15 protein-coding genes are annotated in these 13,611 nt (G+C 72.9%); 3 read left to right on the plus strand and 12 right to left on the minus strand.

Annotated features, from left to right (window positions below; all coding sequences use genetic code 11):
* Positions 1-77 precede the first annotated feature (77 nt).
* The 3 genes from ACIBZJ_RS04785 to ACIBZJ_RS04795 are packed head-to-tail and all read left to right on the plus strand — an operon-like array spanning position 78 to position 3,027.
* Positions 78-1,511 (plus strand): form I ribulose bisphosphate carboxylase large subunit, encoded by a 1,434-nt coding sequence (locus ACIBZJ_RS04785; RefSeq protein WP_395925506.1) that lies wholly within the window; start codon positions 78-80, stop codon positions 1,509-1,511.
* Between the two features lie 12 nt (positions 1,512-1,523).
* Positions 1,524-1,949 carry a ribulose bisphosphate carboxylase small subunit gene (locus ACIBZJ_RS04790; RefSeq protein WP_395925508.1) on the plus strand — a complete coding sequence of 142 codons (426 nt, stop codon included), beginning with the start codon at positions 1,524-1,526 and terminating at the stop codon, positions 1,947-1,949.
* A 16-nt stretch (positions 1,950-1,965) separates the two neighbouring features.
* Positions 1,966-3,027 carry an AAA family ATPase gene (locus tag ACIBZJ_RS04795; protein ID WP_395925510.1) on the plus strand — a complete coding sequence of 354 codons (1,062 nt, stop codon included), beginning with the start codon at positions 1,966-1,968 and terminating at the stop codon, positions 3,025-3,027.
* Here the strand turns inward: ACIBZJ_RS04795 and ACIBZJ_RS04800 are convergent.
* Genes ACIBZJ_RS04800 through ACIBZJ_RS04855 form a run of 12 tightly spaced genes read right to left on the minus strand, consistent with a single transcriptional unit; the run spans position 2,948 to position 13,611 of the window.
* Positions 2,948-3,679, minus strand: coding sequence for a DUF6390 family protein (locus ACIBZJ_RS04800; RefSeq protein ID WP_395925512.1), 732 nt, complete (start codon positions 3,677-3,679; stop codon positions 2,948-2,950). The two genes, ACIBZJ_RS04795 and ACIBZJ_RS04800, sit on opposite strands and share 80 nt — an antisense overlap.
* The gene (gene hypD / locus ACIBZJ_RS04805) at positions 3,676-4,800 is read right to left on the minus strand and encodes a hydrogenase formation protein HypD (protein ID WP_395925514.1); all 1,125 of its coding nucleotides are present in this window, start codon (positions 4,798-4,800) and stop codon (positions 3,676-3,678) included. Before hypD ends, ACIBZJ_RS04800 begins: the two co-directional genes overlap by 4 nt.
* A gap of 11 nt (positions 4,801-4,811) precedes the next feature.
* Positions 4,812-5,084 (minus strand): HypC/HybG/HupF family hydrogenase formation chaperone, encoded by a 273-nt coding sequence (locus ACIBZJ_RS04810; RefSeq protein WP_395925517.1) that lies wholly within the window; start codon positions 5,082-5,084, stop codon positions 4,812-4,814.
* Between the two features lie 10 nt (positions 5,085-5,094).
* Positions 5,095-6,144: a hydrogenase expression/formation protein HypE gene (hypE, locus tag ACIBZJ_RS04815; protein WP_395926027.1), complete on the minus strand. Its 1,050-nt coding sequence runs from the start codon at positions 6,142-6,144 to the stop codon at positions 5,095-5,097.
* Positions 6,145-6,157: 13 nt separating this feature from the next.
* Complete coding sequence (locus ACIBZJ_RS04820; RefSeq protein WP_395925519.1) at positions 6,158-6,838, minus strand: SIS domain-containing protein; 681 nt, start codon at positions 6,836-6,838, stop codon at positions 6,158-6,160.
* Positions 6,835-7,560 carry a hydrogenase assembly protein HupF gene (locus tag ACIBZJ_RS04825; RefSeq protein WP_395925521.1) on the minus strand — a complete coding sequence of 242 codons (726 nt, stop codon included), beginning with the start codon at positions 7,558-7,560 and terminating at the stop codon, positions 6,835-6,837. The genes ACIBZJ_RS04820 and ACIBZJ_RS04825 overlap by 4 nt, the downstream gene beginning before the upstream one ends.
* Positions 7,557-7,796 carry a HypC/HybG/HupF family hydrogenase formation chaperone gene (locus ACIBZJ_RS04830; protein WP_395925523.1) on the minus strand — a complete coding sequence of 80 codons (240 nt, stop codon included), beginning with the start codon at positions 7,794-7,796 and terminating at the stop codon, positions 7,557-7,559. Before ACIBZJ_RS04830 ends, ACIBZJ_RS04825 begins: the two co-directional genes overlap by 4 nt.
* The gene (hypF, locus tag ACIBZJ_RS04835) at positions 7,796-10,039 is read right to left on the minus strand and encodes a carbamoyltransferase HypF (RefSeq protein WP_395926029.1); all 2,244 of its coding nucleotides are present in this window, start codon (positions 10,037-10,039) and stop codon (positions 7,796-7,798) included. Before hypF ends, ACIBZJ_RS04830 begins: the two co-directional genes overlap by 1 nt.
* Positions 10,039-11,226 (minus strand): NHL repeat-containing protein, encoded by a 1,188-nt coding sequence (locus tag ACIBZJ_RS04840; RefSeq protein ID WP_395925525.1) that lies wholly within the window; start codon positions 11,224-11,226, stop codon positions 10,039-10,041. Before ACIBZJ_RS04840 ends, hypF begins: the two co-directional genes overlap by 1 nt.
* Entirely contained in the window at positions 11,226-12,143 is a 918-nt protein-coding gene (locus ACIBZJ_RS04845; protein WP_395925527.1) for a NifU family protein, read from the minus strand. Before ACIBZJ_RS04845 ends, ACIBZJ_RS04840 begins: the two co-directional genes overlap by 1 nt.
* A gap of 5 nt (positions 12,144-12,148) precedes the next feature.
* A complete protein-coding gene (locus ACIBZJ_RS04850) occupies positions 12,149-13,381 on the minus strand; it encodes a hypothetical protein (protein ID WP_395925529.1) in 1,233 nt (410 codons plus the stop codon).
* Positions 13,382-13,404: 23 nt separating this feature from the next.
* Entirely contained in the window at positions 13,405-13,611 is a 207-nt protein-coding gene (locus tag ACIBZJ_RS04855) for a hypothetical protein (protein WP_395925531.1), read from the minus strand.

Below are 13,611 nucleotides of genomic sequence, written 5' to 3' on the forward strand. Positions count from 1 at the left end.
TGCTTAACCAATCGCTGAGATCAACTCGGTAAAGATTCAATTGTCCCAGAGGTATGGCACCGGTTCCACTACTTCCCATGGACACCAAGGACCGCTGGGACCCGGGCGTACAGAGCTACGCCGGCATGGGCTACTACGACCCGACCTACCAGCCGAAGGACACCGACGTCCTGGCCGCCTTCCGGGTCACCCCGCAGGAGGGCGTCGACCCGATCGAGGCCGCCGCCGCGGTCGCGGGCGAATCCTCGACCGCGACCTGGACCGTCGTCTGGACCGACCGCCTCACCGCGAACACGCACTACCAGGCCAAGGCCTACCGCGTCGACGAGGTCCCGGGCCGGCCCGGCGAGTACTTCGCCTACATCGCCTACGACCTCGACCTGTTCGAGGAGGGGTCGATCGCGAACCTGACCTCGTCGATCATCGGCAACGTCTTCGGGTTCAAGCCGCTCAAGGCCCTGCGCCTCGAAGACCTGCGCATCCCGGTCGCCTACGTGAAGACGTTCCAGGGCCCGGCGCACGGCATCGTGATCGAGCGCGAGTACCTCAACAAGTTCGGCCGCCCGCTGCTCGGCGCCACCGTGAAGCCCAAGCTCGGCCTCTCCGCCCGCAACTACGGCCGGGTCGTCTACGAGGCCTGCCGCGGCGGCCTCGACTTCACCAAGGACGACGAGAACATCAACTCGCAGCCGTTCATGCGGTGGCGCGACCGGTTCCTCTACGCGATGGAGGGCGTCAACAAGGCCACCGCGGAGACCGGCGAGGTCAAGGGCCACTACCTGAACGTCACCGCGGCGTCGATGGAGGACATGTACGAACGGGCCGAGTTCGCCAAGGAGCTCGGCAGCGTCGTCGTCATGATCGACCTGACCGTCGGGTACACCGCGATGCAGTCGATGGCGCACTGGGCCCGCCGCAACGGCGTGCTGCTCCACCTGCACCGCGCCGGGCATTCGACGTTCACCCGGCAGAAGACCCACGGCGTGAGCTTCCGTGTGCTCGCGAAGTGGTGCCGGCTGATCGGCGTCGACCACATCCATGCCGGCACGGTCGTCGGCAAGCTCGAGGGTGACCCGGCCACGACCCGGGGCTTCTACGACACGCTGCGCGGCGACTTCGTCCCGGCCAACCCGGCCAACGGCATCTTCTTCGACCAGAGCTGGGCCAGCATGCCCGGCGTGATGCCGGTGGCCTCGGGCGGCATCCACGCCGGCCAGATGCACCAGCTGCTCGACCTGTTCGGCGACGACGTCATCCTGCAGTTCGGCGGCGGCACGATCGGTCACCCGCTCGGCATCGCGGCCGGCGCGGAAGCCAACCGGGTCGCGCTGGAGGCGGTCGTGAAGGCCCGCAACTCCGGGCGTGACCTGCTCCGCGAAGGCCCGGCTGTGCTGCAGTCCGCGGCCCGGCACTGCAAACCGCTCGAGGTCGCGCTCGCCACCTGGGGCGACGTCACGTTCGACTACGTCTCCACGGATGCCCCCGACGCCGTCCCGACGGCCAGTTACTGAGGAGTGACGACGATGATCCTCCGCCACGGAGCCTTCTCGTACCTGCCCGACCTCTCCGACGACGAGATCGAGGCCCAGGTCCGCTACGCCCTGCTCAACGGCTGGCCGGTCTCGATCGAGTACACCGACGACCCGCACCCGCGGAACGTCTACTGGGAGATGTGGGGGCTTCCGCTGTTCGATCTCGACCAGCCCGACGGGGTCCTCGCCGAGATCCGCGCCTGCCGCTCGACGTTCCCGCAGCACTACGTCCGCGTGCTGGCCTACGACGCCCGGCTGGGACGCCAGACGACCGCGATGCATTTCCTGGTGCAGCGTCCGGTCGTCGAGCCCGGGCTGCTGCTGACCCGGACCGAGGGATCCGACCGGCGGCAGCGGTACGGGTTCGCGCCCTACGCGACGCAGGCCCCGCCCGGCGCCCGCTACGACGCCGGCTGACGGCGGAAGGAGCACAGTGCCCGACAACGGATTCCGGATCTACCGTCCCGACGGCGCCCAGGTCACCGGCGCGCCGCCGGCCCCGTCCGCACCGTCGGCCCCGTCCGCACCGTCGGTCCCCGGGGAACCCGCCGTGCTCGACGACGCGAGCGAACTCGACCTGTCGTCGGACGACGTCCGCCAGCAGGTGGCCGAGGTCCTGGCCGCTCTGGACGCCGACCTGGTCGGCCTCGCGGCGGTGAAAGGGCGGGTGCGCGAGATCGCGGCGCTGCTGCTGGTCGACCGCGCCCGCCGCCAGTTCGGGCTCGAGTCGTCCCGGCCCACCCTGCACATGAGCTTCACCGGCGGGCCGGGCACCGGCAAGACGACGGTCGCGCTGCGGATGGCCCGGATCCTGCACTCGCTGGGGTACATCCGGACGCCGAAGGTGCACACGGTGACCCGCGACGACCTGGTCGGCCAGTTCATCGGGCACACCGCGCCGAAGACGAAGGAGGCGATCGCCCGGGCCGCGGGCGGCGTCCTGTTCATCGACGAGGCCTACTACCTGTACCGGCCGGAGAACGAGCGCGACTACGGGCAGGAGGTCATCGAGATCCTGCTGCAGGAGATGGAGAACGAGCGGGCCAGCCTGGTCGTGATCTTCGCCGGTTACGCCGACCGGATGGAGACGTTCTTCTCCGCCAACCCGGGTCTGTCGTCGCGGGTGCCGCACCACATCGGCTTCGGCGACTACACGCACGACGAGCTGGCGCAGATCGCCGAGCTGATGGTCGCGTCGGAGAACTTCCGTTTCGACTCGGCCGCCCGCACGGCGTTCTCCGAGTACCTGGGGCTGCGGATGCGCCGGCCCCGGTTCTCCCACGCGCGCAGCGTCCGCAACGCGATCGAGCGGTGCCGGTTGCGCCAGGCGAAGCGCCTGGTGGAGCTCAGCCGTCCGCTGACGAAGGCCGATCTGATCACGATCACCGAAGCCGACGTGCGCGGCAGCAGCGTGTTCAGCCCGCCAGACGAGGAGCCATCAGCGCGAGCTGACGCCGGGTCGAGTCCTCCAGGTGGGTCGCCTCGGCCGGCGTGAGCCGGTCGCAGGCGAAGCCCCAGTGCAGCGCCACGACGTCGCCCTCGGCGACCTGATCGATGAACGGAAGTCCGCCCGCGAGCCGGTCCACCCGCCGCTCGCGGGCGTTTCCGAGCGTGAGGACCCGGTCGTCGTACTCGAGCTGCCGCGCCGCGACCCGCAGATGATCCGGTTCCACGGCGAGCACCGTGCCCCAGCCGATCCGGCAGGAGTCGAGGACGTGCAGCGGCTCCGGGCCGGCCTCGAGCAGCCGCGACCACGGGTAGACGCCGAAGACGTGGAACGCGTGGGTGGGAGCGGCCTCGGGCAGCAGGTCCTCGGTGAGGTGCGCCCAGTAGTGGCCGGCCTGCGGGGCCAGCCGGTCGAGCAGGGCCTTCCCGAAGACGTCCCGGTCGAGGCCAGCGGTGAGGTCGTTGCCGGTCCAGTATCCGCGGACCACCTCGTGATCCAGCGGATCCTTCACGGTGAGCGTGCCGATCAACTCCTGGTAGGGCCAGGCGCCGGAGAACCGGCGGGCGATCGCGCGCACGTCGACGTCCCCGCCGGAGCCGCAGGCGACCGCTTCCAGCGCCTCCGACCCCGGCGGGCCGCAGTAGCCCAGCGCGTTGGGCGCGTGGGCGTACTGCGCGAACAGCCGGCGGCCGGAGCTCACCGGGAGCCGACCATCCGCGCGGTCTCCCGGTGCAGCCGGCCGAAGTTGTAGTACGCGGCGCAGGCGCCCTCGGGCGAGACCATGCAGGTTCCGATCGGCGTCTCGGGCGTGCACGCGGTGCCGAACACCTTGCACTCCCAGGGCTTGATCGCTCCCTTCAGGACCTCGCCGCACTGGCACGCCTTCGGGTCGGCGACCCGCACACCGGGCATGCCGTACCGCTCCTCGGCGTCGAACTCGGCGTAGTCGCGGTGCACCTTGAGCGCGCTCTGCGAGATGAACCCCAGGCCACGCCACTCGAAGTGCGGACGCAGCTCGAACGTCTGCGCCATGAGCTCGAGCGCCGCCGGGTTGCCCTCGTCGCGGACGACCCGGCCGTACTGGTTCTCGATCTCGCAGCGGCCCTCGCGGTACTGCTGGAGCAGCATGTACACCGAGGCGAGGATGTCGAGCGGCTCGAACCCGGCGACGACCAGCGGGATGCCGTACTGCTCGGCGACGAAGTCGTACGGCCGCGTGCCGACGACGGTGGAGACGTGGCCGGGGCCGAGGAAACCGGAGAGCCGCAGGTCGGGCGAGTCGAGGATCGCCTTGATCGGCGGCACGATCGTCACGTGGTTGGAGAACACCGAGAAGTTCTTCACGCCCAGTGCCTTCGCGCGCACCAGCGTGACCGCGGTGGACGGGACCGTCGTCTCGAACCCGACCGCGAAGAACACGACCGGCCGGTCCGGATTCTCGATCGCGAGCTTGAGCGCGTCGAGCGGCGAGTACACGAACCGCACGTCGGCACCGCGTGCTTTCGCCTCCAGCAGGCTGCCGCGCGAACCCGGCACCCGCATCATGTCGCCGAACGTCGTGAAGATGACGTCCGGCTGCTCGGCCAGCCACATCGCGTCGTCGATGCGGCCCATCGGGATCACGCAGACCGGGCAGCCCGGTCCGTGCACCAGCTCGATGTTCTCCGGCAGCAGGTGCTCGATGCCGTGCCGGTAGATCGTGTGGGTGTGACCGCCGCACACCTCCATGAACTTGTACTCGTCGTCACCGGCCAGGTCGGCGATCGACTTGACCAGCGCGCGGGCGGCGGCCGGGTCGCGGAACTCGTCGACGAACTTCATCTCGGTCTCCTTCAGACGATCCGCGTGCTGGTGAACGCGTCGAGTTCGTCGAGATACTCGCGCCCCATCTTCTTGGCCGCGTCGAGCGTCAGCTGGGCTTCTCGTTCGTCGATCTTCGCCATCGCGAAACCGACGTGGACCAGTACCCAGTCGCCGACCTCGAGGCCCTGACCGGCGAGCAGCCGGACGCTGATGATCCGCCGGACGCCGCTGACCTCGACCTTGGCCAGATGCTCGGCGGGGTCGGTGAGCTCGGTGACCCGGCCCGGGATTCCTAGACACATGTCGGGCTCCTCAGCAGATCCGGGGCAGGGGGTCACCGACGAGCATGTCGACGATTCGGGTGCCGCCGAACGGGGTGCGCATCGCGACGATGCCGGGCGGCTCGGCGACGATCTCGCCGATGACCGCGGCCCGGTCGCCGTCCGGCAGGCCGCGCAGCGCGGCCACCGCGGCCTCGGCCTGGCCGGGCGGGACGACCGCGACGAACTTGCCCTCGTTCGCGACGTACAGCGGGTCGATGCCGAGCATGTCGCAGGCGCCGAGGACGTCCGGGCGCACCGGCAGCAGTTCCTCGTCGAGCACGACACCGATGCCCGCGGTCTGGGCGAGCTCGTTGCAGACCGTGCCGAGGCCGCCGCGCGTGGCGTCGCGCATCCAGCGGGTGTCGGGTGCGGCGGCGAGCAGGGCCTCGACCAGGCCGTGGACGGGTGCGGTGTCGGACTCGATGTCGGCCTCGATCGCGAGGTCCCCGCGGGCGAGGAGGATCGCCATGCCGTGGTCGCCGAGGGTGCCGGAGACGATGACCCGGTCGCCCTCCCGGACCCGCTGCGGGTGCCGGCCCTCGGGCACCACGCCGATGCCCGAGGTGGTGATGAAGAGGCCGTCGGCCGCGCCTTTCGGCACCACCTTCGTGTCGCCGGTGACGATGAGCACGCCGGCGGCGTCGGCCGCCTCCTTCATGTCCCGGACGATTCGGCGGAGCGTCTCGATCTCCAGGCCTTCCTCGAGGACGAACGCGGCCGAGATCCAGCGCGGGCGGGCGCCGCTGACGGCCAGGTCGTTGACCGTGCCGTGGATCGCGAGACGGCCGATCGTCCCGCCCGGGAACTCGATCGGCTGCACGACGAACGAGTCGGTCGAGAAGGCCAGCCGGTGGCCGGGGGGCGGGGTGAGCAGCGCACTGTCGCCGAGCTGCTCGAGTTCGTCGTTGCGGAAGGCCTCGACGAAGACGTGGTCGACGAGCGCGGCGGAGGACTTGCCGCCGGCGCCGTGGGCCATCGTGACGACCTGGTCGATCAGGCGTGGGCGGCGCTTGCGGAACTCTTCGATCCGCAGCAGCATGCGGCCCTCGGCGTCAGTGGACACGGTGTTCTCCGTTGGTCAGGTGCTGCTGGGTCGCTTCCCACAGCCGGTAGCCGACGACGGCCTGGCTCTCCTGGATGCGGTGGACGCTCTGGGAGCGGACCGTGAAGCAGTAGTCGACGTCGCCGGACGCGGCCATCCGGCCGCCGTCGTACCCGGCGAAGCCGAGCGTGAGCAAGCCTCGCTTCCGGGCTTCGGCGAGCGCGACCGTGAGGTCCTCGGAGTTGCCGGACGTGGAGAGCGCCGCGGCGATGTCGCCGGGGCGGGCGTGGGCGATCAGCTGGCGCGAGAACACGACGTCGAAGCCGATGTCGTTGCCGAGCGCGGTGAGCACGGCCTGGTCGGCGGCGAGCGACCAGGCCGGGAGCGGGCGGCCCCGCGCCGGCGTGGAGAAGAGCGCCGCGAGCGTGGCCGCGTCGGTGGAGCTGCCACCGTTGCCGAACGTGTACAGCCGCCCGCCCCGCGCGAACCGCCCGGCCAGCTGCTCCGCCGCCGCGTCGATCAGCGGGCCGCACTCGGCGAGCGTGCTCTCCTGCAACCGCGCGCTGTCCGCGGCCTTGGCCCGGGCCGAGTCCGCGAGATCGGCCAGCAACGCGTCCGCCGCGCCGGTGTCCGCCGACGCGCTGCCGCTCTGCTCGCCGTGGTCGAGGAACGGGTAGAGGAAGCCGGTCACGGCTGGGCCTCCAGACGGGTGAGGGCGGCTCCGGCGTGGACCAGGATCAGGTCGCCCGAGCCGACCGGGCCGACGACCGTGACGTCGACGCGCTCCTCGCCGGTCGCGGTGCGCACGAGCGCGCCGCCGAACGGCTCGGACTCGGGCTCGACGACCTCGCCCAGGCGTCCCTCGTCGCTGCAGGTGATGCAGACGTCGTCGGCGCAGTCGGGCTCGGGCGCGAGTAGCGCGGGGTGCTCGAAGCACACGTGCGTGAGCTCCCAGAGCAGGTGGTAGAGCAGCACGAAACGGCCGGTGGCAGGGGTCATTTCGTCCGGATCGGCCAGCCAGAGCACGTGATCGGCGGATCCCGGGGCGGGCCGGTCGCCGAACCCGATCCAGATGGTGCCCGCCCCCCAGGCCGGTGCGCGGCGCATCACGTCACGCACGCGCGGGTCGGCCGCCGCGGCGACCGCCAGCACGACGTCACCGGGCCGGACCGCCAGCCGCGCCCGCGCGACCGGGTCCGCGTCGGTGAGCGCCACCGCGGGCAGCGCCCGCTTCCCGACGATCACCGGGTGCACGAACTCCACCGCGACGTGGTGCGCGTGCGGTGCCCACTCCGGAGAGATCACCCAGAGCGTGGCGCCGGCGGCGAAACGCCGGGCCAGCCCCAGCGCCGCGGTGGCGAGGTCGGCGGCGAGCCGCGCCCCGATCGGCCCGGTCTCGAGGGTTGCGGTCATGACGTCTCCTCCAGCAGGCCGAACTCGCGCATCATCGCGATCGTCGCGTCCGCCTCGGCCTCCGTGAGCCGGGTGAGCGCGAAGCCCGCGTGGACGATCACGTGGTCGCCGACCGTCAGCTCGGGCAGGTAGTTCAGGCAGATCTGGCGCGTCTCACCGACGAAGTCGGCGTGCGCGAGCCGCGCACCACCGTCCTCCCACACGTCGGTGATCCGGCCCGGTACCCCGAGACACATCAGCGCTCCCCTTTCTCGCGCAGTACAGCCCGCCCGACGACGGCCTGGCCGAGGCAGAGGCCTCCGTCGTTGGGCGGCACGACGGCGTGCGTCAGCACGGTGAGCCCGGCCTCGCGCAGCGCCCCGGCGAGCAGGGCCAGCAGCAGCCGGTTCTGGAACACGCCCCCGCTCAGGCCGACGGTCCGGACACCGCGAGCGGCGGCCAGCTCGACGACGACGTCCGCGGTGCCCGCGGCGAGCGCGTGGTGGAACCCGAGCGCCAGCTCGGCCCGGTCGTGGCCGTTCGCCACCGCGGCCAGGATGCCCCGCACCAGCGTCCGGTGGCTCAGCCGGGAGAATTCGAGGGGCGCGGCGCGGGTCGCGGTCCGGGCCAGCGCTTCGAGCTCGATCGCGGCCTGGGCCTCGTAGGTGACCCGCGCCCGCACGCCGAGCAGGGCCGCCACCCCGTCGAAGAGCCGTCCGACGCTGGTGGTCGGCACACACCCGACACCGGTGCGCAGCTGGGCGAGGACGACGTCGACCTCGGCCGGGTCGATCCCGTCCGGGCGCCAGGCCCCGCCGGTCAGGGCCAGCGCCACCCGGTACGGGTTCCGGACCGCCCGGTCCCCGCCGGCGAGCGGGAACTCGGCCAGGTGCGCCAGACGCTCGAACTCGGCGATGTTCTCGCCGACGCCGAGGATCTCGCCGCCCCAGACGTGCTGGTCACAGCCGTAGCCGGTGCCGTCGAACACCACCCCGACGGCCGGCGTGCCCACCCGGCCGTGCTCGGCGAGCAGCGAGGCCAGGTGAGCGTGGTGGTGCTGGACGCTGATCAGCGGCACCCCGGTCTCGGCGGCCCGCTGCTCGGCCCAGGACCGGGTGACGTACCCGGGGTGCGCGTCGGCCACCAGCGCCTCGGGCCGCACCGCGTGCAGCGCGAGCACGTGCTCCACCGCCCGCCCGAACGCGGTCCGGCTCTCCAAGGTGCCCACGTCCCCGTTGTGGGCCGAGCAGAACGCCAGCTCCTCGCGCGTCACGCAGAACGTGTTCTTGACCTCCGCGCCGACCGCGAGCACGACCGGCCCCCGGTCCGGCAGCGCGACGGGCAGCGGCGCGTAGCCGCGGGAGCGGCGGATCGGCGTCTCGCTCGTCACCACCGAGTCTTCGCCCGGTGTGGCGATCGGGCGGTCGTGCAGCAGGAACCCGTCGGCGAGGCCGTCCAGCCGGGACAGCGCGTCCTCGTCGTCGTAGCAGAGCGGCTCGTCCGAGAGGTTTCCCGAGGTCATGACCAGGAAGTGGAATTCCGTCCCGGCGAAGAGCAGGTGGTGCACCGGCGCGTAGGGCAGCAGCACGCCGAGCTCGGCCAGGCCGGGCGCGACCGGGTCGGCGACGCCGCTGCCGGGACGGCGAGGGAGCAGCACCACCGGCCTGGCCGGCGCGGTCAGCGCCCGCTCCCCCGCCGCGTCGAGGCCGACGGCGAGCGCCGCCGTCCGCAGGTCCCTGGCCATGACCGCGAAGGGCTTGTCGGGGCGGTGCTTGCGGTCGCGGAGGCGCGCGACGGCGTGCGCGTCCGTGGCGTCGCAGGCCAGGTGGAAGCCGCCGATGCCTTTCACGGCCAGGATCCGGCCGGATCGCAGCAGTTCCCGGGCGGCGGCGACGGCGTCCTCGCCCCGGGCGGTGTTCCCGTCGTGGACGAATCGCAGCCGGGGGCCGCAGTTGTGGCAGGAGATCGGTTGCGCGTGATAGCGCCGATCGTCCGGGTTCGCGTACTCGGCGGCGCACGCGGCGCACATGTCGAACCGCGCCATCGTCGTGTTCGGGCGGTCGTACGGCAGGTCGGTGACGATCGTGAACCGCGGTCCGCAGTTCGTGCAGGTGATGAACGGGTGGCGGTACCGGCGGTCGGCCGGGTCGCGCATCTCGCGCAGGCAGTCCGCGCAGGTGGCCACGTCCGCCGGCACGAGCGTGCGGGCCCCCGCGGCCGGCGTGCCGGCGACGATCCGGAACTCCCGCTCACCACTCGGCGTCCCGGCCCGGCTGGTGACCGACAGCACGGAGGCCAGCGGCGGCGCGTCGAGGCGCAGGCGGGCGGCGAACTCGGTCAACAGCGGCCCGGGCCCCTCGACCTCGATCACGACACCGGTCTCGTCGTTGCTCACGGCGCCGGCCAGGCCCAGCTCGGTGGCGAGCCGGGCCACGAACGGCCGGAAGCCGACCCCCTGGACGACCCCGCGCACCTCGATCCGCTGACGCTCCGCGGTGATCACGATCGCCTCCACAGGACCACCCGGTTGTTCCCGGAGTCCGCGACCGCGAGGACGCCGTCGGCCGCGCCGAGGCCGTAGGGCCAGCACAGCGTGTCGTGCGCGACCGCGTCCCAGCGGTTCTCGCCGTTGGCGCTGAACGTCGGCTGGCCCAGCACGTACGCCGGTTCGGCCACCGGGGAGGCTGGCGGCGACGGCCAGATCAGCACCCGGTTGTTCGCGGTGTCCGCCACCGCCAGCCCGTGCGCGCCGGCCAGCACCCCGTACGGGAACCGGAAGCCGGTCGGCGTCTGCGGGCGGTACGGGAACTCGGCCGCGCCGGTCAGGTCCGGCTGCCCCAGCACGAAGTCCGCCGCCCGGTCGGCCGCGGGGTGCGCGTGCCACCCCAGCACCCGGTGGTTCCCGGCGTCCGCGACCAGCACGCCGCCGGTGAGCGTTCCGGTCACCGCGTGCGGCCATCGGAAGGAATCCGGCCCGGCCGCCCCGCCGCGGTTCTCGGCCCGGCTGACCGCGTCCGGCTGGCCCAAGACGACGTCGGCCGGCCGGTCGGGGCTGACCGGCACGCCGTCCGCCCAGCACAGCACCCGCCGGTTCCCGGTGTCCGCGACGTAGAACCGCCCGTCGACCAGCGCGATCCCGAACGGCCAGTAGAACACCCGGCCGCTCGGCTCCCCGCCCGCGTTCGGCTCCACGTCGTGCGGGGTCGCCTGCCCGAGCACCAGATCCGGCGGTCCGCCTGCCTGCGGCACCCGGTCCCAGACCAGCAGCCGGTGGTTCCACGCGTCCGCGACGACCAGCCGCCCGTCCGGCGTGACCAGCACGCCGGTCGGGAGGTTCATCCCACCGGCCGGGCCCGCACCCGCGGCCTGCGGGCCTTCGGTGACGGCGTCGCGCTGCCCGAGGACGACGTCCGCCGCGGCGCCGTCGGAGGACGGCACGCCGTCGAAGACCAGCACCCGGTGGTTCCCGGTGTCGGCGACGACCACCCGCCGGTCATCCACGTGGACCGCGCGGGGCGCGTAGAGCCAGGACGCCGTCGGCTGTGCCGCGGGGAGCAGCAGGCCGCCGACGGCGGGTGCGCCCAGCACGGCGGACGGCCGCCACGGGCCGTAGCTGTCCGGCCGCGCCGCCGGGGCCGGAACCGGCCGCTCGAACGACGTGCCGGGCTGGATCACACGGACGCGCATCAGCTTCTCGCCCGCACCCAGACGTTCCCGCCGTCGACGCGGAGCGGCAGCTGTTCCAGACGCAGGCCGGGCAGGCTCGCGCACTCGCCGTCGCTCGCGTCGAAGCAGTAGCCGTGCCAGGGGCAGGTGAGCACGCCGTCGGAGAGCTCCGCGTCCTCCAGCGGCATCGCCAGGTGCGCGCACCGGTTGACGAACGCGGTCAGCTGCCCGGACGAGTTGACCACGATCGCGTCGACCGGGTCACCGCCGGCCGGCTCCAGCGTCACCGGCACGATCGCGCCGGGCGCGAAGTCGCCGCTCACCCGGCACCAGGCCGGGTCCGGCGGCGTCCAGCCGCTCCCGGCCGGTACCGCGCCCGGGCGGAGCCCGATCTCGGTCAGCGGTACCAGCGCCGGCGCCGGTTCGTTCGGCACGACCTCGACCGCGCGCAGGCCCGGCACGCCCGCCAGCAGCGCCTTCTCCACTCCGTCGCGCAGGGTCACGGCCGCCATCGAGCAACCGTTGCACGCGCCCGACAGCCGCACGAACGCGGTCCCCTCGGCCACCCGGACCAGCGACACGTCACCCCCGTGCGACCGGATGCCGGGTTGCACCGACTCCAGGGCCGCCCGTGCCAGCGTCTCCGGGTCCGGCCGCACGATGCCGTGCATCAGCAGCACCATCCGCACGGCCGGGTCGTCCACCAGCTCGAACAGCAGCTCCTTGCCCCGCGGATCGGCACGCAGCACCCGGACGATCCGCACCAGCGCCGCCCGGTGCGCGTCGCTCAGCGCCGCTTCCAGGTCGTCGGCGGCCCGCCGCGGGCCGGCGTCGAGCGAACGCACGGCGTCGGTCGCCCGGTCCAGCGCCGAGGCGAGCTCTTCGAGCGGACGATCCTCGGCCGGCGCCCGATCCTTCGCCGACGTGTGGTCGGTCACCGCGGTCACGGTGCGCTCACCCGCTCCGGCGTGGGCACGACGCGTTTCGCGATCTCGTCCAGGACCGAGCGGACGGTCATCACGGCCTGGTGGTCACCGGACTCCTCGAACAGGTACCGGGCCTCGTACAGCTTGGCCTTCGCGTGGTCGAACACGCCGAGGTGCGCCAGCGCGTTGCCCTGGTTCGCGAGCAACCGCGCCCGCCCCAGCGGATCGTCCTCCCGGGTACGCAGCTCCAGCACCTCCTCGTACCGCTCGACGGCCTCGACCAGGTTGTCGGCCTGGTGCGCCGACGGCGCGTAGACCAGCGCGTTGGCCAGGTTGAGCTGCGCCGCCGACCACTCGGCCGGGTACTCCTCGCGGGTGAAGACCTCCAGGGCCGCCCGCAGGCACTGCATCGCGATCCCGGTCCGGAGCTGATCGCTGGCCTCGACCATCGGCATCGTCAGGTACGCGGTCCCGAGGTCGGCCTGGGCCGCGGCCCAGAGCGCGGGGGCGCTCTCCCGGTCGATCAGCTGCAGCACCGTGTAGTAGTGGTGCACCGCCGCGGTCAGCGGACGCGTGCCCCGCGCCGCCGCCGCGTGCAGCGCCGACGCCAGCTGGTAGTGCAGCTCCGCCCGCGGCCCGGTCAGGTCGGTGGGCGTGAGCACCCCTACCGCGTGGGTCAGGTCGGTGAGGGCCTGATCACCGTCGAGGCCGTGCTCGGCGGCGAGCGCGCCGGCGTTGCCCAGCAGGAGCGCGGCGAGCGGCGTGTCCGGGTTCCCGACCGCGTCGGCGGCGGCCCGCAGACCGTCGACCGCGGCCGGTACCGCGCCGTCGGCGAGGTCGGCGCTCGCCCGCGCGCCCAGCACGACCGCGGCGATCTCGCCGTCGGCCGCGCCGAGCGCGGGCACCTGGTCGGTGAGCCCGACCGCGTAGGCGACGACGTCGACCATCGGCGCGATCGGGGCCGGCAGGGCCGCCCGCAGCGCGGCGACGTCCACGCCCTCCGGCGCCAGCACGAACCGGTTGAACCGGTCGACGACCCCGTCACCGGAGAACGCCTCCAGCGCCCCGGCCACGTCGCCGGCGTGCGCCAGCTCGACCCCGCGGAGCGACGGGGGCCACTCGGCCGGAACGCGTCCGGCGACGAGCGACGCACGCGCCCGCGACACGTCGGGTCCGCCGTCGGCGATGAGCAGGTAGCCGGCCGGCAGGGAGAACACCCCGACCGGCTGCGGCCGTCCGACAACGTCCATAGCTTCAGCCCTATCCTGCTCGATCAGCCGTTCCGGAGAGGGCCGCCGCCGATGTCCCGCTCGGCGGCCCTCTTGATCACATCGGCGTGGATCCGCGCCAGCCGCTCCGTCCGATGGACGGAGATCCGCTTCCGCACGACCTCGTCGTCGAACAACACGACGATCTCCACGACCCACTGGCCGCGCTCCTCGGTCACGACCGTGTCGACCGAGTACGCCCGGCCGGACAT

It is taken from the genome of Cryptosporangium sp. NPDC051539, from assembly GCF_044454545.1.
Taxonomy (GTDB): domain Bacteria; phylum Actinomycetota; class Actinomycetes; order Mycobacteriales; family Cryptosporangiaceae; genus Cryptosporangium.

What these genes read in the sequence shown, in the direction of transcription:
- ACIBZJ_RS04855 (WP_395925531.1), bottom strand. Translation starts at nt 13,611, where the DNA reads ATGTCCGGCCGGGCGTACTCGGTCGACACGGTCGTGACCGAGGAGCGC.
- ACIBZJ_RS04830 (WP_395925523.1), bottom strand. Translation starts at nt 7,796, where the DNA reads ATGTGTCTCGGGGTACCGGGCCGGATCACCGACGTGTGGGAGGACGGT.
- ACIBZJ_RS04790 (WP_395925508.1), top strand. Translation starts at nt 1,524, where the DNA reads ATGATCCTCCGCCACGGAGCCTTCTCGTACCTGCCCGACCTCTCCGAC.
- hypE (WP_395926027.1), bottom strand. Translation starts at nt 6,144, where the DNA reads ATGCTGCTGCGGATCGAAGAGTTCCGCAAGCGCCGCCCACGCCTGATC.
- ACIBZJ_RS04825 (WP_395925521.1), bottom strand. Translation starts at nt 7,560, where the DNA reads ATGACCGCAACCCTCGAGACCGGGCCGATCGGGGCGCGGCTCGCCGCC.
- ACIBZJ_RS04840 (WP_395925525.1), bottom strand. Translation starts at nt 11,226, where the DNA reads ATGCGCGTCCGTGTGATCCAGCCCGGCACGTCGTTCGAGCGGCCGGTT.
- ACIBZJ_RS04785 (WP_395925506.1), top strand. Translation starts at nt 78, where the DNA reads ATGGACACCAAGGACCGCTGGGACCCGGGCGTACAGAGCTACGCCGGC.
- ACIBZJ_RS04850 (WP_395925529.1), bottom strand. Translation starts at nt 13,381, where the DNA reads ATGGACGTTGTCGGACGGCCGCAGCCGGTCGGGGTGTTCTCCCTGCCG.
- hypD (WP_395925514.1), bottom strand. Translation starts at nt 4,800, where the DNA reads ATGAAGTTCGTCGACGAGTTCCGCGACCCGGCCGCCGCCCGCGCGCTG.
- ACIBZJ_RS04810 (WP_395925517.1), bottom strand. Translation starts at nt 5,084, where the DNA reads ATGTGTCTAGGAATCCCGGGCCGGGTCACCGAGCTCACCGACCCCGCC.